A 20,828-nucleotide genomic window follows, 5' to 3' on the forward strand; every position below is an offset into this window, starting at 1 on the left:
TCAGGACTTCAGCGGTTCGATCTTCAGGGCGTCGAGGAAGGTCTTCAGATTGTCCGCGGTCGCCGAGGTCTTGTCGGTGACGGTCTTGCCGTCACGCACGGGGGTGTACGTGACCGTGGCCGACGTGCTCTGCCAGCCGCAGGTCGTGATCGTCACGCCGTGCGAGGACGGATCGGCACATTGGATCGTGCCGCCCGACTTGCCCGCCGGGTACTCGCGCACTCCCTTCAAGTCCTCCACGCCCAGCAGCGATTTCGTGAAGGTGTCCGACCCGGGGGCGTAGCGCGTGCCGTCGTCCGACGTGAAGTCCGGCGGGTTGACCTCGACGCTGACCGTCGCGCCCGTGCCGTCCGGGGCGGTGTACGTGACGCGCGCCCCGCCCTTCTTCAGCGGGTCGGGGTTGTCGCCGCCGATGGACTTCCACAGGGAGTCTTCTGGCTTGGTCACCTGCGTGTACTCCCCGAACGCCTTCGGGAGCACCGCCGTGTGCTTGACCGGCTTGTCGTCGCCCCCGCCCGCGACCACGACCCACGTCGTGATGCCGCCCGCGATGACGACGACGGCCGCCGCGATGCCGATGACCCGGTTGCGGCGCCGGCGGCGCTCGCGGTCGGGAACGGTGAGGGGGGAGAAGGTGATGGGGTCGTCGGAGTCGCGTTGCGTGCCCGCGCCCCCGGCGTTGCCCGCCCTGTCCCCTGTGGCGTTGTCGGTCACGGCATCCTCCTGGGAAACGGCTGGCGCTATGATATGCGTGGCGCATTCCAGTGCGTACAGAGCAGCAGGGCAAACGGCGGGCAACGCCACTACGGGGGTAGTGACATGGGCGGACCAGCTCAGCAGCAGGCGACGGTGCCGAATCCGGCGATCACCGACCTGAAGAGCCTGAGATCACGGCTCATGGGCGAGATGGGCACGCTCAACGACACGCTGAAGCAGACGAATTCGGACATGGGCGGCAAGAAGGTGTGGGTCGGCAAGGCCGCCGACACCTGGGCCTCGGACATCTCCGGGCGCCGCAGCCGGATCCAGACACTGCTGGGCAAGCTCGTGCCCGTCATCGACGCCGAGATCAACAGCCTGCCGGAGAAGGTCACTCCGAACGAGGCGAAGCTCTACAACATGGACCGCTACCGCTACTGACCGCCCGGGCCCGGGAGTTCACTCCCAGGGGCCCGGACGGCCGCGCTACGCGCGCAGAGCGCGGCCGAAACCCGACGCCAGCGGCATCCGCAGGCCCAGCGGCGGGGGAGCGGCGAGCGCGTCGGCCACCGGGCGGGCGTACGGGCGGTCGAGGAGCGAGCCGAGGACGAAGTCCGTGGCCAGCGCGAAGACTTCGGAGCGGTGCTGGTGCAGGCTGTGCCCGTCGGAGTGCACCTCGAAGCGGCACACCTCGCGGTTGATCTTCTTGGCGCGCTCGGCGAAGCGCAGCGACAGCTCGGGGTCCGTGGACTCGTCCTGCGTGCCGTGCACGAGCAGCACCCGGCGCCCGGCCAGCTGCTTGACCGGCTCCGGCTCCGGGTCGTCCGGCAGCCAGGGGGAGAGCGCCACGACCGAGCCCACCGCCGGGTGCGCGGCGGCGTGCAGCGCGGCGCGCGCGCCCATGCCCATGCCGACCAGGCACACGGGCACGTCGCCGTACCGCCGTACGGCCTCGCCCACGGCCCACTCGGCGTCCTCCGCGGGGTGCGCGTGGCCGCCGTTCCAGCCGCGGAAGCGGTAGTGGACGACATGCGCCGCGACCCCGTCGGCGGCCCCCTCGCGTACCAGGTGGCGGGCCAGCGGCCAGATCACCGCGGCGGCCAGCGGGGAGCGGCGCCGGGTGCTCAGCGCGTCACCGCCGGGCAGGGCGAGCACGACGGCGCGCACGGTGGAGCCGGTCGCCCCGCCGTCCGTCCCCTCGCCGCCCCGGGGCGCGCGGCCCGCGTGCTGACCCCACCGGGGCGTCGGCACGAGCCCGGGCGCGACGGGGTGCCCCAGCCGGGCGCCGCGTGCCGGTAATGCTTGTGAAGCCATGGCGTAACGATCGCAGAAACCGGGGTGTGCGCAGTATGGCCGAGCGGAAAATATTTGCCCCGCCTGCGAATTCTACGCGCGTAGGGACTATCGTTTCGCCCATGCAGAAGCCGAAACCCGGCGCTCCGTCCCGGGACCAGATCCGCCGTGCTCCGAAGGTGCTGCTCCACGACCACCTGGACGGCGGCCTGCGGCCCGGCACCATCGTCGACATCGCCCGTGCGACCGGCTACGACGGCCTTCCCGAGACCGATCCCGACAAGCTCGGGACGTGGTTCCGGCAGGCCGCCGACTCCGGCTCCCTCGAACGGTACCTGGAAACCTTCACCCACACCTGCGCGGTGATGCAGACGCGTGACGCACTCGTCCGCGTCGCCGCCGAATGCGCCGAGGACCTCGCCGCCGACGGCGTCGTCTACGCCGAGGTGCGCTACGCCCCCGAGCAGCACCTGGAGGGCGGCCTGACGCTCGACGAGGTCGTCGAGGCGGTCAACACCGGCTTCCGGCAAGGGGAGAAGCGCGCCCGCGAGTCCGGCAACCGGATCCGCGTCGGCGCGCTGCTGACCGCGATGCGGCACGCCGCCCGCTCCCAGGAGATCGCCGAACTGGCCAACCGCTACCGCGACTCGGGCGTCGTCGGCTTCGACATCGCGGGCGCGGAGGCCGGTTACCCGCCCACCCGGCACCTGGACGCCTTCGACTACCTCAAGCGCGAGAACAACCACTTCACCATCCACGCGGGAGAGGCCTTCGGGCTCCCGTCGATCTGGCAGGCCCTCCAGTGGTGCGGCGCCGACCGGCTCGGCCACGGCGTCCGCATCATCGACGACATCGAGGCCGGCCCCGACGGCCAGGTCTCGCTGGGCCGGCTGGCCGCGTACGTACGCGACAAGCGCGTCCCGCTGGAGATGTGCCCGACGTCCAACCTCCAGACGGGCGCGGCGACCTCGTACGCCGAGCACCCCATCGGGCTGCTGCGGCGGCTGTACTTCCGGGTCACCGTCAACACCGACAACCGGCTGATGTCCGGGACGAGCATGAGCCTGGAGTTCGAGCACCTGGTCGAGGCGTTCGGCTACGGGCTCGACGACATGCAGTGGTTCACCGTCAACGCGATGAAGTCCGCGTTCATCCCTTTCGACGAACGTCTCGCCATGATCAACGAGGTGATCAAGCCCGGTTACGCCGAGCTGAAGGCGGAGTGGCTCTTCGAGCCCGGCGGCCACGACAGGCCGCTGGCCAGCGGTTCCGCGCCCCGCGAAGGGTGATTCTACGGGCGCTGCCCGCGCGTTCGCGGTGGGCGGGCAGCGCGCGCCGCGCCGTTTGCACGCGGTGTGAGCACGTCGATACGTTCCGACGTCATGCAGACTCGAACCAAGAAGACCCTCGCGACCGGTGCGCTCGGACTCGCCTTCGCCGCCGCCGCGGCCGGCACGGCGAGCGCCACCGCCCCCGTCGTCCTCGGCAACCTGCCGGTCGGCAACACGACGAACCTCGTCCCCGGCGCCGACGCCGCGCAGAACGCGCTCGCCAACGGCGCGACCGCGCTGAACGGCACGTCCGCCCTGCCGGCCGACCCGCAGAACCTGCTCCCGTCCGGCAACCACCTCGACGGCAACCAGGTCGCCCCCGTCGGCGGCCTGCTCGGCGGCCTGCCCATCAGCGGCTGAACGAGCCCGGCGCGGCTCCCCGGGCACGACACAAACGGGCCCCCGAGCGGCATCCCCCTTGCCGCCCGGGGGCCCGTTCCCCCGTTCCCCCCCCGTCCGGAAGACGGCGGGCCGTTCAGGCCACCAGCTCGCCGAAGGCGTCCGCCTCGTCCCGGCCGAACGACAGCGCCTCGTCGTCGCGCAGGCGGCGCAGCGACCGCCAGATGCTGCTCTTGACCGTGCCGACGCTGATGCCGAGGATGTCGGCGATCTCCGGGTCGGTGCGGCCCTCGTAGTAGCGGAGCACCAGCATCGTGCGCTGCTGCTCGGGCAGCCGGGCGAGCGCCTGCCACAGGACGGCGCGCAGCTCGGTGCCGCCCATCTCGTCCGTGTCGCCGACCGTCTCCGGCAGCTCCTCGGTCGGGTACTCGTTGAGCTTGCGCCGCCGCCAGGCGCTGATGTGCAGGTTGGTCATGGTGCGGCGCAGGTACCCGCCGACCGCGGCCTTGTCGCTGATCCGGTCCCACGCCCGGTAGGTGGAGAACAGCGCGCTCTGGAGCAGGTCCTCCGCCGCGTAGCGGTCGCCGGTGAGGTGGTAGGCCGTCGCGTAGAGCGACGCGCGCCGTTCCTGCACGTACGCGGTGAACTCCGCGGCCGAGTCGCCGGACGGCTCGGGGGTCGTCCCGGCCGGCTCCAGCGGTGTGATGTAGGCGGGACGCTGCCGGACCACCGTCGTCGACGCGGAAGCGGAGACGCGCCCGGCGCCGCGAGCGTACCCCCGTCCGTTCGCGGCGCCGGACAGTTCGGTGGACCTGGCAGCGCGGTGCGTCGTCGCTCGCGGCGAGTGGACCGCGGCGGTCGCGGTACCCAGCAGTGCGTTCATGTCGCGCCCCCCTCAGTGGAACCTGCAGCCTTGCTTTCGGCGTCGCAGTCGGTGTGCCCTGCGCTCTCCCGATGTGGCTAAAGCCTGCCGGGCCAGTTTCATGGGGACGTCCGTCGAGTGTCACAGGCCCGTCACAGAGGTCCGGTGCCCCGTGACGTCCGGCGCACCCCGCCCGCGACCGGGGGTGAAGGTGCTGCGGACGAGTTGTCCCCGCACTTCATGCGGCCGCCCGCGGTAGGCAACAATGTCACGGTGCCTTTCCTGTTGCTGATCGAGGATGACGACGCCATCCGCACCGGTCTCGAACTCGGCCTGTCCCGCCAGGGTCACCGCGTGGTGGCCGCTGCGACGGGCGAGGACGGCCTGAAGCTCCTCAAGGAGCAGCGTCCCGACCTGATCGTGCTCGACGTCATGCTGCCCGGGATCGACGGCTTCGAGGTCTGCCGCCGCATCCGCCGCACCGACCAGCTGCCGATCATCCTGCTCACCGCCCGCAGCGACGACATCGACGTCGTGGTGGGCCTGGAGTCGGGCGCCGACGACTACGTCATCAAGCCCGTGCAGCCCCGGGTGCTGGACGCCCGGATCCGCGCGGTGCTGCGCCGCGGCGAGCGCGACAGCACCGACTCCGCCGCCTTCGGCTCGATCGTGATCGACCGGAACGCGATGACCGTCACCAAGGACGGCCGCGACCTCCAGCTCACCCCGACCGAGCTGCGGCTGCTGCTGGAGCTGAGCCGCCGGCCCGGGCAGGCGCTGTCCCGCCAGCAGCTGCTGCGGCTGGTGTGGGAGCACGACTACCTGGGCGACTCGCGCCTGGTGGACGCGTGCGTGCAGCGGCTGCGGGCCAAGATCGAGGACGTGCCCTCGTCGCCGGTCCTGATCCGTACCGTCCGCGGGGTCGGCTACCGCCTGGACACGCCGCAGTGACCTCACGCCCCGCACGCTGGGGGAGCGGCATATTGCGCTGGACGAGTCTGCGGCTGCGGCTGGTCGCCGTCTTCGCCGCGGTCGCGCTGACCGCGGCGGTGTCGGTGTCCGGCATCGCGTACTGGCTCAACCGCGACGCCGTCCTCACCCGCGCGCAGAACAGCGCGCTCAACGACTTCCGCGACTCGCTCCAGCGCAACGCCGCCTCGCTGCCCGTCGAGCCCACGTGCATGTCGCTCAACGACGCCGCCTCCCGGATCGGCGACGCGGACACCTACGAGGTCGTGCTGATCAGCAGGACCTCGGACGGCCAGGACTGCGCGGCGCCGTCCAACCGGGACGTCTTCACCCTCGACGACGTGCCGCAGACGCTGCGCACCGCCGTCAACACCCGGCATCTGAAGGACGACGGCAAATACCACCTGCACTGGGAGCGCATCTCGCTCCAGGGCCGCCCCTACCTCGTCGCGGGCGCGCAGATCAACGGCGGCGGCCCGACCGGCTACATGCTCAAGTCGCTCGACGCGGAGCGCAAGGACCTCAACTCGCTGGCCTGGTCCCTCGGTATCGCGACCCTGCTGGCCCTCATCGGCTCCGCGCTGCTCGCGCAGGCCGCGGGCGCGGCGGTGCTGCGGCCGGTGCGGCGGCTCGGCGAGGCCGCGCGGGCACTCGGCGAGGGCAAGCTCGACACCCGGCTGAAGGTCACCGGCACCGACGAGCTGGCAGAGATGTCGCAGACCTTCAACAACGCGGCCGAGGCGCTGGAGAAGCGCGTCGAGGAGCTGAGCGCGCGCGAGTCGGCGAGCCGCCGCTTCGTCGCGGACATGTCGCACGAGCTGCGCACCCCGCTGACCGCGATCACGGCCGTCAGCGATGTGCTGGAGGACGAGGCGGACGCGCTGGACCCGATGATCGCACCGGCCGTGCGGCTGGTCGTCAGCGAGACGCGGCGGCTGAACGAACTGGTGGAGACGCTGATGGAGGTCACCCGGTTCGACGCCGGAACGGCGAAGCTGCGGGTCGACGAGGTGGACGTCGGCGAGCAGGTCATGGCCTGCATGGACGCCCGCGCGTGGCTGGACTCCGTCGAGCTGGACGCGCCGCGCGGCGTGCTCGCGACCCTCGACCCGCGGCGGCTGGACGTGATCATGGCAAACCTGATCGGCAACGCGCTCAAGCACGGAGGCTCGCCGGTACGGGTCACGATCGGGGAGGACGCGGGGGCCTCCGGCGGTGCGGGCGGCTCGGGGGCCTCGGGCGGCTCGGGCGGCTCCGACGCCGGGGGCGACATCGTGGTGGCCGTCTCCGACAACGGTCCCGGCATCCCCGAGGACGTCCTGCCGCACGTCTTCGACCGCTTCTACAAGGCCGACGCCTCCCGCCGCCGCTCCGAGGGCAGCGGCCTGGGCCTGTCCATCGCCATGGAGAACGCCCACATCCACGGCGGCGACATCACCGCCGCGAACCGCCCCGAGGGCGGCGCCGTCTTCACCCTGCGCCTGCCGCGCCGCCCGCGCGCGAACGGCCAGAACGGCGGCGGCCAGGCCGCGCAGCCGTACGACGCGGTCAACGGCGAGAACGGTGAGAACGGCGACTCCGGCTCGTCCGGTTCGTCCGGCGACGGCACGGCGGGGGGTGCGCAGAAGTGAGAGTGCCTTCCCTCCGGCGGGCCGGTGCGCTGCTCGCCGCCGCGGCCGCGCTGCCGCTGCTCGGCGCGTGCGGCATCCGCTCCACCACCGTGCCGGTCGACGCCGGACCCGCGCCCTCCCGGGTGTCCTGCCAGGCCCCCACGCCCAAGAACTCGCCGGGCGCCGTGGACACGGCGGTGGTGCAGGTCTACCTGGTGTGCGGGGGCCAGGCCACCGCCGTCCCCCGTGTGCTCGTCGTACGCCCGCAGCCCACGGGCCGGGTCGAGCAGATCAACGAACTGGTCCGGCAGCTCCAGCGCAGCGTGCTCGGCGAGGAGGCGAAGGCGGGCTTCTCCAGCGCCGTCCCGGGCTCCCTCCAGATCCTCGGCCCCGACCCCGGCGACCCCGCCGGCGCCCTGCGCCTCAGCGAGCCCATCGGGGACCTCCCGCCCTTCGCGCTGGCCCAGATCGTCTGCACGGTCGCCAAGAGCGCGCTGGCCTCCCCGTCCGGCACGGTGGTGCTCGGCGGCCCGGAGCAGTCCAAGCCCGTCCTCGGCTACGAGTGCACGGACGAGCTGAAGACCCGCTCCCAGGCGGCGGAGGACGCGGGTACGGAGGTGGGCTAGCTACGTCGCTGCGGGGCGGTTCCGCTTCGTACGCGCCACGGCGTCCCGCGGCCGGAGCCCGGCCCGCCCCGCGGTTCCGGGCCGTACGGGCGTACGCCGGGCGCATCCGGCGGGCGACCAGCGGCGCAGGGCCTCCGTACGGCCGACGTGCGGCCCGTCACACCCACCGGACGGGAACCGTCCGCACGCGTCCCGCGTCTTGGGCGGTGTGCAGCACGAAGGCTCCATGTACCGGGTGCGCGCCGCCGGCCTCCTGCTGACGGCGGCCTACCTCTCGTTCACCGGGTGGCTGCTGCTGCGACCGCACTACGTGACGTGGGTGCCCTCGCCGAACCTGCGCCCCTTCGGCACCATCCGCGACGACCTGCGGCTCCCGCCCGTCGACGCCGCCCGCCACCTGCTGGCCGGGCTCGGCCTGCTCGCCCCGCTCGGCTTCCTGCTCCCGGTGGCCGGCGGCCGCCTCGAATCCTCGGCCGTCGTGTCCTTCGTACGCACCGTCTTCGCGGGCCTGATGATCTCCCTGTCGGTCGAGTTCACCCAGACCATGGTCCCGGGCCAGCTCTTCGACGTCGACGCGCTGATCCTCAACACGGCGGGCGTCGCCCTGGCCCACCTCCTGATCGTCCCCGCGGCCCGCCGCCACCTCCGCCGCCGTCGCCGCACTTCCCCACCCCCACCGGGCGCCCCGGCCGCCCTGACCCCTACGGGCGTCGGGGCTCCGTAGCGGCTGCCCACGTGTGGGGTCCGGGGTGGGTGGCGAAGTGGCCGCAGGGCTCGCCGTGGTGTGAGCTGTTGAGGCAGTCGGCCCGAAGCCAGAACGTGCCGGGCGGCTCGCCGTCCGCCCAACGCGTCCAGAGGGCGCCCGGAGGGGAGAGGAAGTCGTCGTAGACGACGGCCAGATGCTCTCCGCGACCGTGCGCTTCGAGCGCGCACACCAGCTCGTCACAGACCCGCTGCCGGTCGACGTCCGTGTACGTAGGCAGCAGGTCGCTGCGCAGGCCGGGCGGCAGGAGGGTGGCGGCTTCGCACAGTCTCGCGTCCTCGACGCTTTCGGTGGTCACCTCGCCACCTCGCCCCACACGGACTTGCCCGTGGCCCCGAGCACGATTCCCCACCGCTGGGAGGTGCACAGCTCGACGAGCCGCAGCCCGCGCCCCCGCACATCCTCCCCGCTCGCCGGGTCCGGGACCCGCGGGAGCCGCCCGCTGTCCGCGTCCAGCACCTCGATCCGCACGCCGCCCCTGCCGGGCAGCCGCCGGAAGCAGGTGCCGACCGTACGGTCCGGGTTGTCCGAGTGCACGATGGCGTTCGTCAGCAACTCCGAGAGCACGATGGCGGAGTCGTCCGCGAGGTGTGCCAGCCCCCATTGCCCCAGCGCCTCCCGGAGCACCTGCCGAGCCTGCCCCACACAGGCCAGCGTCTGCGCCCAACGGTGAGCCACCGTGTCCTCGACCCCGGGCGGGGCCGTTCCCGGCGAGGCCGGGGAAGTCGTCTCATGCATGGCGGGAACCCATTCCTTGCCGATGGTCACTGCAGATCAGGCATTTCCGGGCGTGCCGGTGCCTCTCCGTAGCAGAATCGCTACCGAGGCGTTCAGACTGACTTAGCGTCAGGGACGCGTTCAACTGATCAATCGCGCACGGAAAGTTGGCGAGGCCCCTGTGAATCGCAAGGAGTTGGAGCCAGGAAAATCGCCCGCGCATCGTTCGGCGTGCATTTGCGCACGTCACGAGAGCAGCGGGGCTGGACGCAAGATCAGCTGGGTGCGGAGATGGGGTACACCGGCTCCCACATCTCAGCCGTGGAAACTGCTCGCAAACTGCCAACCTTGCGGTTTTCGACAAGTTCGGACCGTGCCCTGAGCACGGGCGACAAGTTCGAACGTTTGTGGCGGGAAATGCGCAACGGAGTCCTGCTGGAGGGATTCCCGGAGTACGTGGGATACGAGGGTCGGGCGACCGAGATCCGGCTCTACGACATCGGGGTCATGCCGGGCCTGTTGCAAACACCGGAGTACGCACGGGCGTTGGCGGAGGTCAACGTGAGGCGCGGAGCGATCACTGCCGAGCACGCTGACGAACGTGTGTCCTTCTTGGCACAGCGGCAGGCCGCACTGGTGCATCACAACCCGCCGATGATGTTCGTCGTGATGGACGAGAGCTGCATCCGGCAGTGTGTCGGCGGCGCGGAGGTCATGGGAAACCAGCTCGACCGGCTGGTGGAGATCGCAACACGGCCCACAACGGTGCTCCAGGTGGCACCGTTCAGCTTGGGCGAGCGTCGCTACTTCCGTCTCCCGGTCAACCTCCTCACGCTCTCGGACAGGTCGGTCATCGCCTACTCCGAGTCTCAGTCCCAGGGCCACCTCGACCGTGAACCGGCCACGGTGATGCCGCTGCTGATGACCTACCATCAGCTACAGGCTGAGGCGCTGTCGCAGGCGGGCAGCGTGGCCATGATCAACGAGATTCGAAAGGGCCTCTCGTGACGACGACGAACGACTCCCCGCGCTGGTTCACGTCCTCGTACAGCGACAACGGCGGCAACTGCGTCGAGGTCGCCGTCAACGTCCCCGGCACCGTCCCCGTCCGGGACTCGAAGGACGTCACCGGCCCCGCCCTCGCGTTCACGCCCGCCGCGTGGGCGGACTTCGTGGCGGCGGTACGGGACGGGGAAATCCCCAGCGTGTGAGTCACCCCGAGGACCCCGCGGTCATGTCGACCTCGCGGGGTCTTTCGGCGTGCCCGGCGACGCGGAACAATCGGCCACGGCAAGGCACTTCGTGACGACGAGAGGACCCTCCGTGATGAGCCCCCGCCCAGCCCCGCGCTGGTTCACGTCCTCCCACAGCAACAACGGCGGCAACTGCGTCGAGGTCGCGGTCAACGTCCCCGATACCGTCCCCGTCCGGGACTCGAAGGACAGGTCCGGCCCCGCCTTCGCGTTCACGCCCACCGAGTGGGGGTCCTTCGTCGCGGCCGTCCGCGACGGTGAACTGGGCGGCGCCTGACGGGGCCGCCGCGTCGTCCAGGGGTCCCTGGGTCACCTGGGCGGCTGCGGCGTGGCCTGGTAGGAAGTGGTGCGGTAGCGACCGCGGAATTCGGCGAGGAGATCGTCGGTCACCGACGCCCCGGCGTTCACGGCGGCGTGGACGTCGCGGAAGTAGTTCTCGTAACCGGCGGGCGTATAGAGACACAGGGCCCGTGCGGGGACGTGGCCCGCGTTGCGGAAGCCGTGCGGGGTGCCGCGGGTGGCCGCGAGCAGGCACCCGGGTCCGGCCGCTGTCTCCCCGTCTCCGGTGTGGAGCGTCAACTCCCCGTCGAGGACGTAGAAGTACTCGTCGTGGCCGTCGTGGACATGCGGCCTCGCCCCGACGATTCCGGGGGCGAGGCTGAACTCCTCGAAGGCGAAGCGCCCTCCGGTGTGCTCCGCGGTGAGTCGGAAGAAGTGCTCGACGCCTGCGACGTCGATGAGTTCGCCGTCCTGGGGACGACGCAGGAGCGCGCGCACGCGGTCCGGGATCTGCTCGGTCATGGCTGCATCGTGACCTGTCCGTCCCCGCTCCGCGACCCGGTTAGACGACCGGTCCGCCCGGCGGCCCCGTTCTCGCGGAGGATCCTGGACCGTCCCCGCCGGGGTCAGCTGTCGAAGGGCGACGTCGTGGTGGGCACCACCGGCACTCTGAGGGACGACTTGCAGGCGTCGTTGACCTGCCCCAACGGCCCGGCGATCGGGGCGAGATCGAGCTTCCCGTCCCTCGCGGTGTCCACCACCTTTTGCAGGCTCTTCTGGAATTCCTTCATCCGCTTCTTGGTGTCCCCGGTCGCGTGGACGTCCGTGTCGACGCCGACCGCGTTGGCGTCTTCCTGGAGGTCGTCCACGTAATACGAGGCCAACGAGCCGTACGGGCCAGAGATCCTGTTGATGTGCTTCGTGAAGTCGGCGTAGTCCGACGAGAAGTCGGAACACGCGCGCGAGTTGTCCGCATCGGGATCGGCGTTGCAGCCGACGCCGATCGTGCTGAGTATCGCCGTGGCGACGATCGCTGTTGTGGTCGTGCGGAGTCTCGACATGACTTTCCCCCTGTGTCGAAAGGGGGATTCTAGCCTCGATCGTTCATGAGGGCCCGTCAGTTGCTGACGGACCCCTCGTGGTGAGTGCTGGTGGGGGTTTTCGGAGTCTGGGCGGGTCCGGCTGTCGCGTCGGGTGTGCGCCGGGTTCCACGGTTCCGGTCGGGGTGGCGCTTGCTCGCAGAGATGGAACGCTGCTGGTCAGCCGGGGTTCGGGAGGGCATGGAGCCGGTCCAGAGCATCGGTGATCACGTTGGTCCAGGGCCAGTGCGCCGCGAGGCGGAGGCAGCGGGGGCGGCCGGTGGTGACGAGCTGAGCAGCGGTGGACAACAGCCGAAGCCGCAGACGGCGGGGCTCCCAGAGCCGGGCGGTGCCGGTCAGGGCGAGCAGGGGCATCCAGGCCAGCAGGTCCAGGGCGATCTGGACGATCTCCAGCCAGATCTTGTTCTGTGCTGCGTCGTGGAGGGGGAGGTTGCGCAGGCCGGAGGGCGGGGTGGAGGGGGCGGGTCGGCCGATACGCGGCGCCTGCGTGCCTCAGGCCTTCACAATTGTGTCGTGGGCTGCGGCCCCCCCGGGCGCGGCCTCGCCGCACCGCCATGGCGGGAACGATCCGGGCCTTCGCCCTGCGCACCCCTCGGTAACACGCCGATCGTCGTCACGAGCCGCCTGTCCGAGCACGGTCAGGCGGCCTACGCGACGTGCTCTGAGGGAACGCAGCCGAGGACCGGCGGCCACTACGCCTCTCCCCGGATCAACGCCGCCGGCGGGAACCTTGACTTCGAGAACGGGGTCCCGGCGATCCGGTCGGGGCGGGGCATCGACCTGACGCCCGGGTTCTCGGAGGTGGCCGCGGCCCTGGCCGAGCAGCTCCCGCCGGGGGAGTCTGGTCGACGGCGAGCTGGTGGTCTGGGCGCAGGGACGGTCGGCCTTCGGCCCGCGCTGAATCGGATATTGATCCGAATGTTGCTGCTGGCTGGTGCTTGCCCACGCAGGACCGGCGCGGCCGCGGGTACTGCTGCCTCTCGACGGCCCGTCACGGGACCTCGGCGATCGGGATAGGAATGCGCGTGAGTACCGCTGCCGCGGCCTGGCGGATCGCGGTGATAGCGGAGCGGGTGCGGGCGGCAGCTGACCAGGCCAGGGCGGAGGTGCACGGTGTCGCGTCGCGGACGTCGACATAGGCCACTCCGGGCCGGGGAAAGAAGGTGCGGGCCGCTGCCGGGAGGAAAGCCACCGCGCTGCCGACCGCCACCAGGTGGAGCAGAGCTTCGAGGTCGGTGGCGACCGGGCCGTACCGCACGGGCGAGCCGTCGGGGCGCGGATCGGTGACCCAGAAATCCCACCAGAGCCTGGGTACTTGCGGTGGCACATCCACCACCGGGCGGTCGGCGAGGTTGGACAGCGACACCGAACTCCGGTTCGCGAGCGGGTCGTCGGAGGGCAGGCAGACGACGCGGGTCTCGCTGGCCATGTGGAGCGTCTGGATACCCGGCGGAACCGGTGGCCGCAGGAAAACCACGTCGACGTCGCCATCGACCAGGCAGGTCATGTGGTCCACGAAGTTGAGGTTGCGGACTTCCACGGCCAACCGCGGGTGCCGAGCGCGGAGTACGTCGAGTATGGCGCGGGCGTGGGGCATCGCCGCCTCGGCCCCGATGGCCCCCACCACCAGTCGCCCCGACGGCTCGCGACTGTGCTCCTGCGCGGTCTGTCTCAGCTGGTCCATCGCATGCACCACCCCCTGCGCGTAGGGCAGCAGGGCCCGGCAGCTCTCAGTCGTCTCAACTGTGCGGCTGCTGCGCTCGAACAGATGCACGCCGAGCCGCCTCTCAAGCGCTCGCAATTGCTTGCTGAGCGTTGGCTGCGACATGAATAGCCGTACCGCGGCACGCCCGAAGTGCAGTTCCTCAGCCAGAACCAGCAGAAGCCGCAACTGATGCACCGTGGGTTCCGGCAGCCCGAGCCCGCCTTCCCGGCGGTTGACGCTCTCGACCTCATCCATAGACATGAGTCTATCGAACGGCACTCGGATGTCATCGCTGTGTTCTGGAGGTCCGCGCACTCCCATGGAACGATGAAGATACGTGGGCGTACACTGCGCCGCGAGGGGGGGGGACCAGTTGAGAATTCGTCGCGCCGTTACCGGTCTTGCAAGTGCAGCTGCCGTGATCGGCTTGATGTTCGCGGGTACAGGTGTGGCACATGCCACCGGCTCCACCGGTTGCACATCGACCGGTTACGTGTGGCAGTACACGAAATACCACGGGCTAATCTGCTACACCAACACAGGGTTCGACGATCTGCACACATCGGGCTTCTGGACGACCGAACTTTGGACCGGCAATAATTATGGTTGCCTCTTCGTGGCTGACCACGGGCCTATTCCTTTCGGCTCGAATCAAGACATCTACTTCAATTCCTATCCCTCGGGTGTCGTCTCAGTGACCGCGTTGTGGATCATAGGGAACACGACGGGAAGCGCTCCGGGCTGCGACTGAGCGCGGCGGCCGCAGCGTGTCCGATCACGGCGTACGGCAGGGCAGCGCGGGCTCGTCCCGACCAGGCAGGAAAACGTACGTGGCGCCGCGTCGTTGGCGTCCGCGTAGATCACTTTGGCGCGAGGGAACAGAACGAGGGGACAAGTTGATTTTTCGCCGAGCTGTTACAAGTCTATTGGCTGCGGTAGCCGCCACCGGCCTGCTGTTCGCTGGCGCCGGGGTCGCAAACGCCATCGGATCCACCGGCTGCACCTCGTCCAATTACGTGCGGCAGGTGACTTCGTACCACGGAACGATTTGCTACACCAACACTGGATACGATAATCTGACCACGTCAGGGTTCTGGACAAAAGAGGTCTCCGCAGGAAACAATACAGGCTACGTCGATTTCAAGACGAAAGCCGGAGTTGCTGGCCGGTGGTACTTCGAGCCGGGCGTCTACCCGTTTTACCCGGCTGACTACCCCGGCTTGAAAAGCGATGTGGTCTCGATGGTAGGCCTTTATATCGAGACCAACTACTGAGGCTTCACTTGTGGACTCATGACAGGTAGTTCCTGGCTGAGATATTGCAGGTTTTGCGATATCGCTTGAACAGCGGGTGGACCGCCATCGGCGGACCCGATGGTTCACAAACCTGAGCAGCGGAGTGTCCTGCCCGGGGCGCGGTGAGAACTCCTCCGAACGGCCCGGCACGACGAGGAGCTGTACGTGTCGCGTTTCGTCGCGCCAAGGCGCTCGGGAGGAGTTGACGTGACCGGTCTCTTCGCCGGCCGAGCGTGCGGGAAACGCATGAGCCAGCGGGAGTAGTCATGCGTTCTACGAGAGCATGACCGAGATGCCGCAGTCTGTGCTTTCCGCCAGCTCCTCGACCTTGCGGCGCGCGTCGTCGGTCGAGGCATGCCGCCAGTTCCCGCACGACGTCGGCGCCGTCGTCGCTGGTGTGCACCATCGTCAGAATCCGGCCCGGACTGCCGGCCAGCGACCGCAGCGAATCGGCGGCACGACCCGCCGGGTCGTTGGCCCCTTCAAGGAAGTCATGCGCTGCGGCGCCCGCCCGGCCGGATGCTCGTACAGCACCAACAGACCGGGGCCGAGAGAGGCAACAGCGTCCAGCAGGACCAACCGTTCAGCCGTGGCCCAGCCCAACTGCCACCACCACAAGGCCCGCACGCCCGCCCGGCCCAGAGCGGCCGGAGCGGCAGACCCGCCACGGCGCGGCGTCCGGACGCTTGAGTGCGGTGCGGGCGCTCAGTCCGCGGGGCTGGTCCGGATAGGCAGGCTGTGCAGTCTCTCGCTGAGTTCGGCGAGCCTGACAGGATCGTCGGCGACCGCGGGGCCGACCACAGCCCATCCATTGCCGCCGTCCGGACCCGGCATCTCCACAACCTCGAAGTCCGGGCGGCCGGACCCCACGATCGCGGCGATCATGAGTTCCTTACGCTGTCGGGGGATCTTGCAAATAGCGCCTTTTGGGAAGACCATCAGCACTCGGCCAGGGCCGCCGGGCGAACCTTGCCCCAAAGAGGAATTTCGCAATCCATATTTCGCAAGCATTTACACCTGGCGTCGAGAAGTCCCAATGAGTTAGAGTCCTGGACGAGACTCATGGGATTAAATGAAAGAGACGTTACTGTTATTTCTGGATCAGATGGCTGACTGTCGTCCACGGCCCGTGGGTTCGGCGAGTCGCTGTCACCGCTGCCGACAAATCCAGACATCCAGGCGCACGAGCGAGGAGACCGTACATGCGCAAGTCATCAGCACTTATAGCAGCCGCCTTCGCCATGCTTGGTTCGATGTACGCGGCGAACACTGCTGCAGCGAGCACCCAGACAGGAAAAGTGATAGATAACTTCCTCGCCAGTTCGACTGCCTATTGCGCCACGCCCCAAGGGGACAGCACCGCGAACGGAGCAATCATCACTCTCTGGGTCTGCGATGGGGCGCGCAGCCAGCTATGGCACCGCAATGCAAACGATCAACTGGTTAACGATGCCAGCGGTAAATGTCTGACGCCTCAAGGGGATGCGTATAGCACCAATGGGGCAATCCTCACCCTTTGGACCTGCAACCCCGCCCAGTTGCCCTCTCAGGGCTGGCTCAGTTTGGACTACCCTCTCCTCAACGATGCTTTCAAGGCTATGACGCCTTATGGCAACAGAATGGCAAACGGCGTTTACCTTACGTTGTGGACAGAGGCGTCCCCTGACATCGCACCTGTTCAGGAGTGGGGGCTGGACCAGAGTTGGTGATCTCCCTCTCTGCCAGCCTTGGGTGAAGGACACTCAGCGCCCGCCGGGTCGCCTTCACGTCTGTGGTGGCGTGTGTTCTGGTGCCGTCCTCGCGGCGGGGTGAACCCGGCGGTGGTCAGGAGCGTGTCCGCCTCCTGGTAGCGGGTGCCGCCGGCAGGGCGGTTTCAAGTTCCGGGTAGAGGTGGGTTGTGGGTGATGCCCCAGATCCATAGGGCGTGTTCGGGTGCGTTCCGGATCGCTCGGGTGGTCTTGGCGATGTTGTCCGCTCCGAGCAGTCGTAGCCTGCCGATGGCCAGGTTCCGTAATGGAGGCCATCGCCCGCGGTGCGCTGCCGGTGTGGACGGTGGAGGCATCCTCGGCGAAGATCACGTCTCTGACGTGGTGGCTGGAGTTTTCGACTGCCCAGTGCCCGCGCACGTATCCGCCCAGGTCGGCGGGTCTGGCCTGGTGGGTGTCGAGGCTGGTGACGGCGTAGACCGTCTCCCGGGTCTGCCGCTTGCCGGGCTCCTGGCGGCGCCGGTGGACGCGCACGGCCAGCCGTGCTTCGGGGAAGGCAATCCCGCCCAGGTTCGCCGCGATGGCTATGGTCTTGACCGAGCGGGACCGGTGATCTCGGTGACGGTCTGGGCACCGGAGACGACCGCGCAGGCGCAGATGAGCAGCAACCCGACCAGGGGATACCACCGCCCGCGACGAGAACGAGGGTCAGGCACGCATTGGAGCTGGGCGCGCAGGCGACCGGTGTCGTGCTGACGGGGGGCCAGTTTCGCCAGGACGGCAGGGATCGGGAAAGACGGAGGGCCTCCCTCGGTACGTAGTCGGGGATCTCGGCGGGACCTTCCCCGTCGGTCGGCCGGGTAAGCCTTCTCACCTGGCATGGTGCGGGCGCCTCCCGCCCGCGGGGTTTCGGCGGGCGGGCCGTCCGGGGCGGACGGCGGCGCGCCGGTCGGGCGGGGGGAATCGGGTGGATCGAACATGATGTGGGGAAATGTCGTGTGAAAGCGGCCGTCAGGCATGCTCGGGCGATCCCCGGGCAGGCCGCCTTCGTAGGGCAGGTGGCGGGGACGGGGTCCGGGGACGGGCTTCGGGGACGCTGGTCGGGACGGCGAGGGCGGTCGGTATGGGCGAGACAACCACAGCAGCACCGCAGGGGGAGACGGGGGCGCCGTCGCCGGGCGGGCACGGGTTGCGGCGGGATCTGGGGCGGGTCAGCCTGCTCTTCGCGTGCGTCGGGTCGATCATCGGGTCCGGGTGGCTCTTCGGGGCGCTCAACGCCGCGCGTGAGGCGGGGCCGGCTTCGGTGTTCTCGTGGGCGCTCGCCGCCGTGATGATCCTGCTCATCGGGCTGTGCTTCGCGGAGCTGGGCACCATGTTCCCGCTCTCGGGCGGGGTGGTGCGCTTCCCGCACCTGTCCTTCGGGTCCTTCGCCAGCTTCACGATGGGCTGGATCACCTGGATCGCGGCAGCGACCGTCGCGCCCATCGAGGTCGAGGGCGCGCTGCAGTACGCCACGAAGTGGGCGCACTTCACGAACGCCCACCCGAGCACCGGCACCCACACCCTGACCGGGCTCGGGTACGCGGTCGCCGTCGTGGCCATGGCCTTCTTCGTGACGCTCAACTACTTCGGCATCCGCTGGTTCGCGCGGGTCAACAACGTCCTGGTGTGGTGGAAGCTCGGCATCATCCTGCTGGTGGTCGTGGCGTTCCTGGTGACGGCCTTCCACGGGCACAACTTCAACGCCAAGGAGTACGGCGGCTTCGCGCCCGGCGGCGGCAAGGGCGTCTTCACCGCGATCTCCACCGCCGGGATCACCTTCTCCTTCCTCGGCTTCCGGCAGGCGATCGAGCTGGCCGGCGAGACGGACAACCCCAAGCGCAACGTGCCCTTCGCGGTGATCGGCTCGGTGGCCGTCACCGCGGTGATCTACATCCTGCTGGAGGTCGCCTTCCTCGCCGCCGTCCCCGGGCACGACCTCGCCGCCTCGCACGGCTGGCTGAACCTGCAGTTCGCCGACGACTTCGGCCCGCTCGCGGCGATCGCCAGTGCCATCGGGCTGGGCTGGCTGGCGTATCTGCTGTACGTGGACGCGGTGATCTCGCCGGCTGACACCGGTCTGATCTACACCACCGTGACCGCGCGGATCTCCTACGCCATGGGCCGCAACCGCAACGCGCCCGAGGCGCTGGCGCGCACGACCCCGCGCGGAGCGCCGCTGATCAGCCTGGTCGTGACGTTCGTGCTCGGCCTGATCGTCTTCCTGCCCTTCCCCAGCTGGCAGCAGCTCGTCGGCTTCATCACGTCCGCGACCGTACTGTCCTTCGGCTCCGGCCCCCTGGTGCTGGCCGCGCTGCGCCGCCAGATGCCGGACCGCCTGCGGGTCTTCCGGGTCCCCGGCGGGGACGTCATCCCGTTCCTCGGCCTCTACTCGTCGAACCTGATCGTCTACTGGGCCGGCTGGAACACCAACTGGAAGCTCTTCGCCACCATCGGCATCGGGTTCGTGCTGCTGGCCGTCTTCGAGATCACCGGCCGGGGCCGCGCCCCGCAGCTCGACCTGCGCGCGGGGGCGACCTGGTCGCTGCCGTGGCTGGGCGGCCTGGCCCTGACCAGCTGGGCGGGCGACTACGACGGCGGCATGGGCTGGATCGGCCTGGGCTGGGGCTTCGTCGTCAACCTCGCCCTCGCCGCGCTCGTCTACCTGCTCGCCCTGCGCGTCCGCCTCCCGCTGTCGCGGGTGGAGGAGCACGTCCGCGAGGCCGAGGAGGAGTCCCGCGCCGAGCAGGCGGAACTCGGCGGGACGCCCTGACCTCGCGGCGAGGTCAGGCCAGCCGGTCGGGGATCGGGGCCAGCGTGTAGTTGTTCCAGACGTACGCGTCCATCTGGTGCTGGTCGGCGGAGAGGTTGACGACCCGGTCGACCTTGCCCTCCTGGTTGAAGTGCCACACCAGCGCCCAGGTGGTGTCGACCTTGCCGACGCCCTCGGTGGTCCAGCCGCGGTGGATGTCGACGACGTACTCCTCGTTGGCCTCCAGGAACAGCGGGTCGGCCTGGAAGCTGGCCTTGCCGAGCTGGGTGAAGAAGGCCGCGACCTCCTCCACGCCGCGCTTGGTGCCGGACAGGGCGTGGTGGCCGGGGATGGTCCACTCGATGTCCTCCGTCAGAACCTCCCTCATGCCTTCGAGGTCGTAGACGGCGTAGGCCGCGAAGAACTTGTTGATGGCGTCGATCTTCGAGGTCTTGTCGCTCATGGTGTCCGCTCTTTCGTCGGGCCGGCTGGTTCCTCCGTGCGTGATCAATCCTGCTGGGGCCCCGCCGCGACCGTCCAATACCTGCGTCCATAACCTGATCGCATGGATATCGACACGCGGCTGCTGCGCTACTTCGCGGCCGTTGCCGAGGAAGGGCACCTGACGCGGGCCGCGGAGCGGCTGTTCATCTCCCAACCGGCCCTGACCAAGCAGATCAAGCAGTTGGAGACCCACCTCGGGGTCGAGCTGTTCACCCGCTCCCGGGCGGGCATGTCCCTCACCGAAGCCGGGCGGGCGCTGGCCGAGCGCGTCCCGCTCGTCCTGGAGGAGTGGGACGTCGCGCTGCGTGACACGCGCGGCGCCTCCAGCCGCGCCGCCCATGTGCTGCGGGTCGGCTTCGTGGCCAGCGCCGCGAACGAGAGTACCCAGGAGATCATCGGCTCGTTCGCGCGGTACCGCCCCGGCTGGCGGGTGGACATGCGGCAGACCGACTGGTCCGACCCCACCGCGGGACTGGCCGACGGGCAGGTGGACGCGGCGCTGCTGCGGCTGCCCTTCCCCGGCCAGGACCGGCTGCGGGTCGAGGTGCTGATCACCGAGCCGCGCTGGGTCGGCATCGCCACCACCCACCCGCTCGCGGAGCTGGCCGAGATCCCCTTCCGCCGGCTGTGGGACGAGCCTTTCGTGGCCACCCCGCCCGAGTCGGGCTGGTGGCGCGACTACTGGCTGGCCGCCGACGAACGCGACGGCGTCCCCGTCCGGATCGGCGCCGTCGCCAACAACCCGGACGAGTGGCTGACCGCGATCGCCAACGGCTACGGCGTCAGCCTCACCCCCGAGGCCACCGCCCGCTTCTACCAGCGCCCCGGGGTGACCTACCGCCCCGTCACCGGCGTGACCCCCAGCCAGGTCGGAGTCGCCTGGTCGCCCGCGGCCGGCGACGACGCCGTCATCGCCGACTTCGTCCGCGCCTGCCTGCACCACCGGCAACGCCCGGGGAGCGGAACCTCTTCACCGACGTGACCGC

General features: G+C 69.7%; 26 protein-coding genes and 1 pseudogene. 15 read left to right on the forward strand and 12 right to left on the reverse strand.

Going from position 1 to position 20,828, the window contains the following annotated elements; translation table 11 throughout:
* The gene (locus ACH4SL_RS17525) at window positions 1-714 is read right to left on the reverse strand and encodes a hypothetical protein (RefSeq protein ID WP_398446242.1); all 714 of its coding nucleotides are present in this window, start codon (window positions 712-714) and stop codon (window positions 1-3) included.
* 105 nt (window positions 715-819) lie between these two features.
* Here ACH4SL_RS17525 and ACH4SL_RS17530 point away from each other — a divergent pair, with 105 nt between their 5' ends.
* Window positions 820-1,140 (forward strand): hypothetical protein, encoded by a 321-nt coding sequence (locus ACH4SL_RS17530; RefSeq protein WP_398446244.1) that lies wholly within the window; start codon window positions 820-822, stop codon window positions 1,138-1,140.
* A 45-nt stretch (window positions 1,141-1,185) separates the two neighbouring features.
* On the opposite strand, the gene ACH4SL_RS17535 is transcribed toward ACH4SL_RS17530, so the two are convergent.
* Window positions 1,186-2,013: an alpha/beta hydrolase gene (locus tag ACH4SL_RS17535; RefSeq protein WP_398446246.1), complete on the reverse strand. Its 828-nt coding sequence runs from the start codon at window positions 2,011-2,013 to the stop codon at window positions 1,186-1,188.
* 101 nt (window positions 2,014-2,114) lie between these two features.
* Between ACH4SL_RS17535 and ACH4SL_RS17540 the strand changes: the two genes are divergently transcribed.
* The gene (locus tag ACH4SL_RS17540; RefSeq protein WP_398446248.1) at window positions 2,115-3,281 is read left to right on the forward strand and encodes an adenosine deaminase; all 1,167 of its coding nucleotides are present in this window, start codon (window positions 2,115-2,117) and stop codon (window positions 3,279-3,281) included.
* Window positions 3,282-3,374: 93 nt separating this feature from the next.
* Complete coding sequence (locus ACH4SL_RS17545) at window positions 3,375-3,683, forward strand: ATP-binding protein (RefSeq protein WP_398446250.1); 309 nt, start codon at window positions 3,375-3,377, stop codon at window positions 3,681-3,683.
* Window positions 3,684-3,798: 115 nt separating this feature from the next.
* Here the strand turns inward: ACH4SL_RS17545 and ACH4SL_RS17550 are convergent, their stop codons facing one another.
* Window positions 3,799-4,545: a SigE family RNA polymerase sigma factor gene (locus ACH4SL_RS17550; protein WP_398446252.1), complete on the reverse strand. Its 747-nt coding sequence runs from the start codon at window positions 4,543-4,545 to the stop codon at window positions 3,799-3,801.
* Between the two features lie 252 nt (window positions 4,546-4,797).
* Here ACH4SL_RS17550 and ACH4SL_RS17555 point away from each other — a divergent pair, with 252 nt between their 5' ends.
* From ACH4SL_RS17555 to ACH4SL_RS17570, 4 genes are all read left to right on the forward strand, one after another.
* Window positions 4,798-5,475: a response regulator gene (locus ACH4SL_RS17555; protein WP_398446254.1), complete on the forward strand. Its 678-nt coding sequence runs from the start codon at window positions 4,798-4,800 to the stop codon at window positions 5,473-5,475.
* Window positions 5,472-7,124: an ATP-binding protein gene (locus ACH4SL_RS17560; protein ID WP_398446256.1), complete on the forward strand. Its 1,653-nt coding sequence runs from the start codon at window positions 5,472-5,474 to the stop codon at window positions 7,122-7,124. Before ACH4SL_RS17555 ends, ACH4SL_RS17560 begins: the two co-directional genes overlap by 4 nt.
* A 2-nt stretch (window positions 7,125-7,126) precedes the next feature.
* Complete coding sequence (locus tag ACH4SL_RS17565) at window positions 7,127-7,729, forward strand: hypothetical protein (RefSeq protein ID WP_398446258.1); 603 nt, start codon at window positions 7,127-7,129, stop codon at window positions 7,727-7,729.
* Between the two features lie 226 nt (window positions 7,730-7,955).
* On the forward strand, window positions 7,956-8,453 hold the full coding sequence (locus ACH4SL_RS17570) for a VanZ family protein (protein ID WP_398446260.1): 498 nt from the start codon (window positions 7,956-7,958) through the stop codon (window positions 8,451-8,453).
* On the opposite strand, the gene ACH4SL_RS17575 is transcribed toward ACH4SL_RS17570, so the two are convergent.
* Together ACH4SL_RS17575 and ACH4SL_RS17580 are read right to left on the reverse strand one after the other, a co-directional pair.
* Window positions 8,431-8,790 carry a hypothetical protein gene (locus ACH4SL_RS17575; RefSeq protein WP_398446262.1) on the reverse strand — a complete coding sequence of 120 codons (360 nt, stop codon included), beginning with the start codon at window positions 8,788-8,790 and terminating at the stop codon, window positions 8,431-8,433. The two genes, ACH4SL_RS17570 and ACH4SL_RS17575, sit on opposite strands and share 23 nt — an antisense overlap.
* The gene (locus tag ACH4SL_RS17580) at window positions 8,787-9,230 is read right to left on the reverse strand and encodes an ATP-binding protein (RefSeq protein ID WP_398446264.1); all 444 of its coding nucleotides are present in this window, start codon (window positions 9,228-9,230) and stop codon (window positions 8,787-8,789) included. The genes ACH4SL_RS17575 and ACH4SL_RS17580 overlap by 4 nt, the downstream gene beginning before the upstream one ends.
* A 210-nt stretch (window positions 9,231-9,440) precedes the next feature.
* On the opposite strand from ACH4SL_RS17580, the gene ACH4SL_RS17585 reads away from it, so the two are divergent.
* The 3 genes from ACH4SL_RS17585 to ACH4SL_RS17595 all read left to right on the forward strand — a co-directional run bounded on the left by ACH4SL_RS17585 (window position 9,441) and on the right by ACH4SL_RS17595 (window position 10,739).
* Entirely contained in the window at window positions 9,441-10,217 is a 777-nt protein-coding gene (locus tag ACH4SL_RS17585) for a Scr1 family TA system antitoxin-like transcriptional regulator (RefSeq protein WP_398446266.1), read from the forward strand.
* Entirely contained in the window at window positions 10,214-10,420 is a 207-nt protein-coding gene (locus tag ACH4SL_RS17590; RefSeq protein ID WP_398446268.1) for a DUF397 domain-containing protein, read from the forward strand. The genes ACH4SL_RS17585 and ACH4SL_RS17590 overlap by 4 nt, the downstream gene beginning before the upstream one ends.
* Window positions 10,421-10,535: 115 nt before the next feature.
* Complete coding sequence (locus ACH4SL_RS17595; protein WP_398446270.1) at window positions 10,536-10,739, forward strand: DUF397 domain-containing protein; 204 nt, start codon at window positions 10,536-10,538, stop codon at window positions 10,737-10,739.
* Between the two features lie 32 nt (window positions 10,740-10,771).
* On the opposite strand, the gene ACH4SL_RS17600 is transcribed toward ACH4SL_RS17595, so the two are convergent.
* From ACH4SL_RS17600 to ACH4SL_RS17615, 4 genes and pseudogenes are all read right to left on the reverse strand, one after another.
* Window positions 10,772-11,263, reverse strand: coding sequence for a cupin domain-containing protein (locus ACH4SL_RS17600; protein ID WP_398446272.1), 492 nt, complete (start codon window positions 11,261-11,263; stop codon window positions 10,772-10,774).
* Window positions 11,264-11,367: 104 nt separating this feature from the next.
* Entirely contained in the window at window positions 11,368-11,802 is a 435-nt protein-coding gene (locus tag ACH4SL_RS17605; RefSeq protein ID WP_398446274.1) for a hypothetical protein, read from the reverse strand.
* A 198-nt stretch (window positions 11,803-12,000) separates the two neighbouring features.
* A pseudogene (locus tag ACH4SL_RS17610) lies at window positions 12,001-12,285 on the reverse strand (transposase); the annotation flags it as partial.
* Between the two features lie 547 nt (window positions 12,286-12,832).
* Complete coding sequence (locus ACH4SL_RS17615) at window positions 12,833-13,801, reverse strand: LysR family transcriptional regulator (RefSeq protein WP_398446276.1); 969 nt, start codon at window positions 13,799-13,801, stop codon at window positions 12,833-12,835.
* Window positions 13,802-13,964: 163 nt separating this feature from the next.
* Here ACH4SL_RS17615 and ACH4SL_RS17620 point away from each other — a divergent pair, with 163 nt between their 5' ends.
* Both ACH4SL_RS17620 and ACH4SL_RS17625 read left to right on the forward strand, forming a co-directional pair.
* Complete coding sequence (locus ACH4SL_RS17620) at window positions 13,965-14,297, forward strand: hypothetical protein (protein ID WP_398446278.1); 333 nt, start codon at window positions 13,965-13,967, stop codon at window positions 14,295-14,297.
* Between the two features lie 79 nt (window positions 14,298-14,376).
* Window positions 14,377-14,820, forward strand: coding sequence for a hypothetical protein (locus ACH4SL_RS17625; RefSeq protein ID WP_398446280.1), 444 nt, complete (start codon window positions 14,377-14,379; stop codon window positions 14,818-14,820).
* Between the two features lie 726 nt (window positions 14,821-15,546).
* On the opposite strand, the gene ACH4SL_RS17630 is transcribed toward ACH4SL_RS17625, so the two are convergent.
* Window positions 15,547-15,726: a hypothetical protein gene (locus ACH4SL_RS17630; protein WP_398446282.1), complete on the reverse strand. Its 180-nt coding sequence runs from the start codon at window positions 15,724-15,726 to the stop codon at window positions 15,547-15,549.
* 317 nt (window positions 15,727-16,043) lie between these two features.
* Between ACH4SL_RS17630 and ACH4SL_RS17635 the strand changes: the two genes are divergently transcribed.
* Window positions 16,044-16,550, forward strand: a complete 507-nt coding sequence (locus tag ACH4SL_RS17635) for an RICIN domain-containing protein (protein ID WP_398446284.1) — start codon at window positions 16,044-16,046, stop codon at window positions 16,548-16,550.
* A gap of 581 nt (window positions 16,551-17,131) precedes the next feature.
* On the opposite strand, the gene ACH4SL_RS17640 is transcribed toward ACH4SL_RS17635, so the two are convergent.
* Window positions 17,132-17,566, reverse strand: a complete 435-nt coding sequence (locus ACH4SL_RS17640) for a transposase family protein (protein ID WP_398446287.1) — start codon at window positions 17,564-17,566, stop codon at window positions 17,132-17,134.
* A 104-nt stretch (window positions 17,567-17,670) separates the two neighbouring features.
* Between ACH4SL_RS17640 and ACH4SL_RS17645 the strand changes: the two genes are divergently transcribed.
* Window positions 17,671-19,359, forward strand: a complete 1,689-nt coding sequence (locus ACH4SL_RS17645) for an APC family permease (protein ID WP_398446289.1) — start codon at window positions 17,671-17,673, stop codon at window positions 19,357-19,359.
* Window positions 19,360-19,372: 13 nt separating this feature from the next.
* On the opposite strand, the gene ACH4SL_RS17650 is transcribed toward ACH4SL_RS17645, so the two are convergent.
* Window positions 19,373-19,801, reverse strand: a complete 429-nt coding sequence (locus ACH4SL_RS17650; RefSeq protein WP_398446291.1) for a nuclear transport factor 2 family protein — start codon at window positions 19,799-19,801, stop codon at window positions 19,373-19,375.
* Between the two features lie 102 nt (window positions 19,802-19,903).
* Between ACH4SL_RS17650 and ACH4SL_RS17655 the strand changes: the two genes are divergently transcribed.
* Window positions 19,904-20,824: a LysR family transcriptional regulator gene (locus tag ACH4SL_RS17655; RefSeq protein WP_398446293.1), complete on the forward strand. Its 921-nt coding sequence runs from the start codon at window positions 19,904-19,906 to the stop codon at window positions 20,822-20,824.
* The last annotated feature ends 4 nt before the right edge of the window (window positions 20,825-20,828 follow it).

The organism is Streptomyces sp. NPDC021020, assembly GCF_044333285.1.
Taxonomy (GTDB): domain Bacteria; phylum Actinomycetota; class Actinomycetes; order Streptomycetales; family Streptomycetaceae; genus Actinacidiphila.

Excerpts from the sequence above, each read along its gene's own strand:
- ACH4SL_RS17580 (WP_398446264.1), bottom strand. The coding sequence starts at position 9,230 with ATGCATGAGACGACTTCCCCGGCCTCGCCGGGAACGGCCCCGCCCGGG.
- ACH4SL_RS17600 (WP_398446272.1), bottom strand. The coding sequence starts at position 11,263 with ATGACCGAGCAGATCCCGGACCGCGTGCGCGCGCTCCTGCGTCGTCCC.
- ACH4SL_RS17630 (WP_398446282.1), bottom strand. The coding sequence starts at position 15,726 with ATGATCGCCGCGATCGTGGGGTCCGGCCGCCCGGACTTCGAGGTTGTG.
- ACH4SL_RS17535 (WP_398446246.1), bottom strand. The coding sequence starts at position 2,013 with ATGGCTTCACAAGCATTACCGGCACGCGGCGCCCGGCTGGGGCACCCC.
- ACH4SL_RS17645 (WP_398446289.1), top strand. The coding sequence starts at position 17,671 with ATGGGCGAGACAACCACAGCAGCACCGCAGGGGGAGACGGGGGCGCCG.
- ACH4SL_RS17530 (WP_398446244.1), top strand. The coding sequence starts at position 820 with ATGGGCGGACCAGCTCAGCAGCAGGCGACGGTGCCGAATCCGGCGATC.
- ACH4SL_RS17615 (WP_398446276.1), bottom strand. The coding sequence starts at position 13,801 with ATGGATGAGGTCGAGAGCGTCAACCGCCGGGAAGGCGGGCTCGGGCTG.
- ACH4SL_RS17595 (WP_398446270.1), top strand. The coding sequence starts at position 10,536 with ATGAGCCCCCGCCCAGCCCCGCGCTGGTTCACGTCCTCCCACAGCAAC.
- ACH4SL_RS17640 (WP_398446287.1), bottom strand. The coding sequence starts at position 17,566 with ATGCCTGACGGCCGCTTTCACACGACATTTCCCCACATCATGTTCGAT.
- ACH4SL_RS17635 (WP_398446284.1), top strand. The coding sequence starts at position 16,044 with ATGCGCAAGTCATCAGCACTTATAGCAGCCGCCTTCGCCATGCTTGGT.
- ACH4SL_RS17540 (WP_398446248.1), top strand. The coding sequence starts at position 2,115 with ATGCAGAAGCCGAAACCCGGCGCTCCGTCCCGGGACCAGATCCGCCGT.
- ACH4SL_RS17570 (WP_398446260.1), top strand. The coding sequence starts at position 7,956 with ATGTACCGGGTGCGCGCCGCCGGCCTCCTGCTGACGGCGGCCTACCTC.
- ACH4SL_RS17655 (WP_398446293.1), top strand. The coding sequence starts at position 19,904 with ATGGATATCGACACGCGGCTGCTGCGCTACTTCGCGGCCGTTGCCGAG.
- ACH4SL_RS17605 (WP_398446274.1), bottom strand. The coding sequence starts at position 11,802 with ATGTCGAGACTCCGCACGACCACAACAGCGATCGTCGCCACGGCGATA.
- ACH4SL_RS17545 (WP_398446250.1), top strand. The coding sequence starts at position 3,375 with ATGCAGACTCGAACCAAGAAGACCCTCGCGACCGGTGCGCTCGGACTC.
- ACH4SL_RS17550 (WP_398446252.1), bottom strand. The coding sequence starts at position 4,545 with ATGAACGCACTGCTGGGTACCGCGACCGCCGCGGTCCACTCGCCGCGA.
- ACH4SL_RS17650 (WP_398446291.1), bottom strand. The coding sequence starts at position 19,801 with ATGAGCGACAAGACCTCGAAGATCGACGCCATCAACAAGTTCTTCGCG.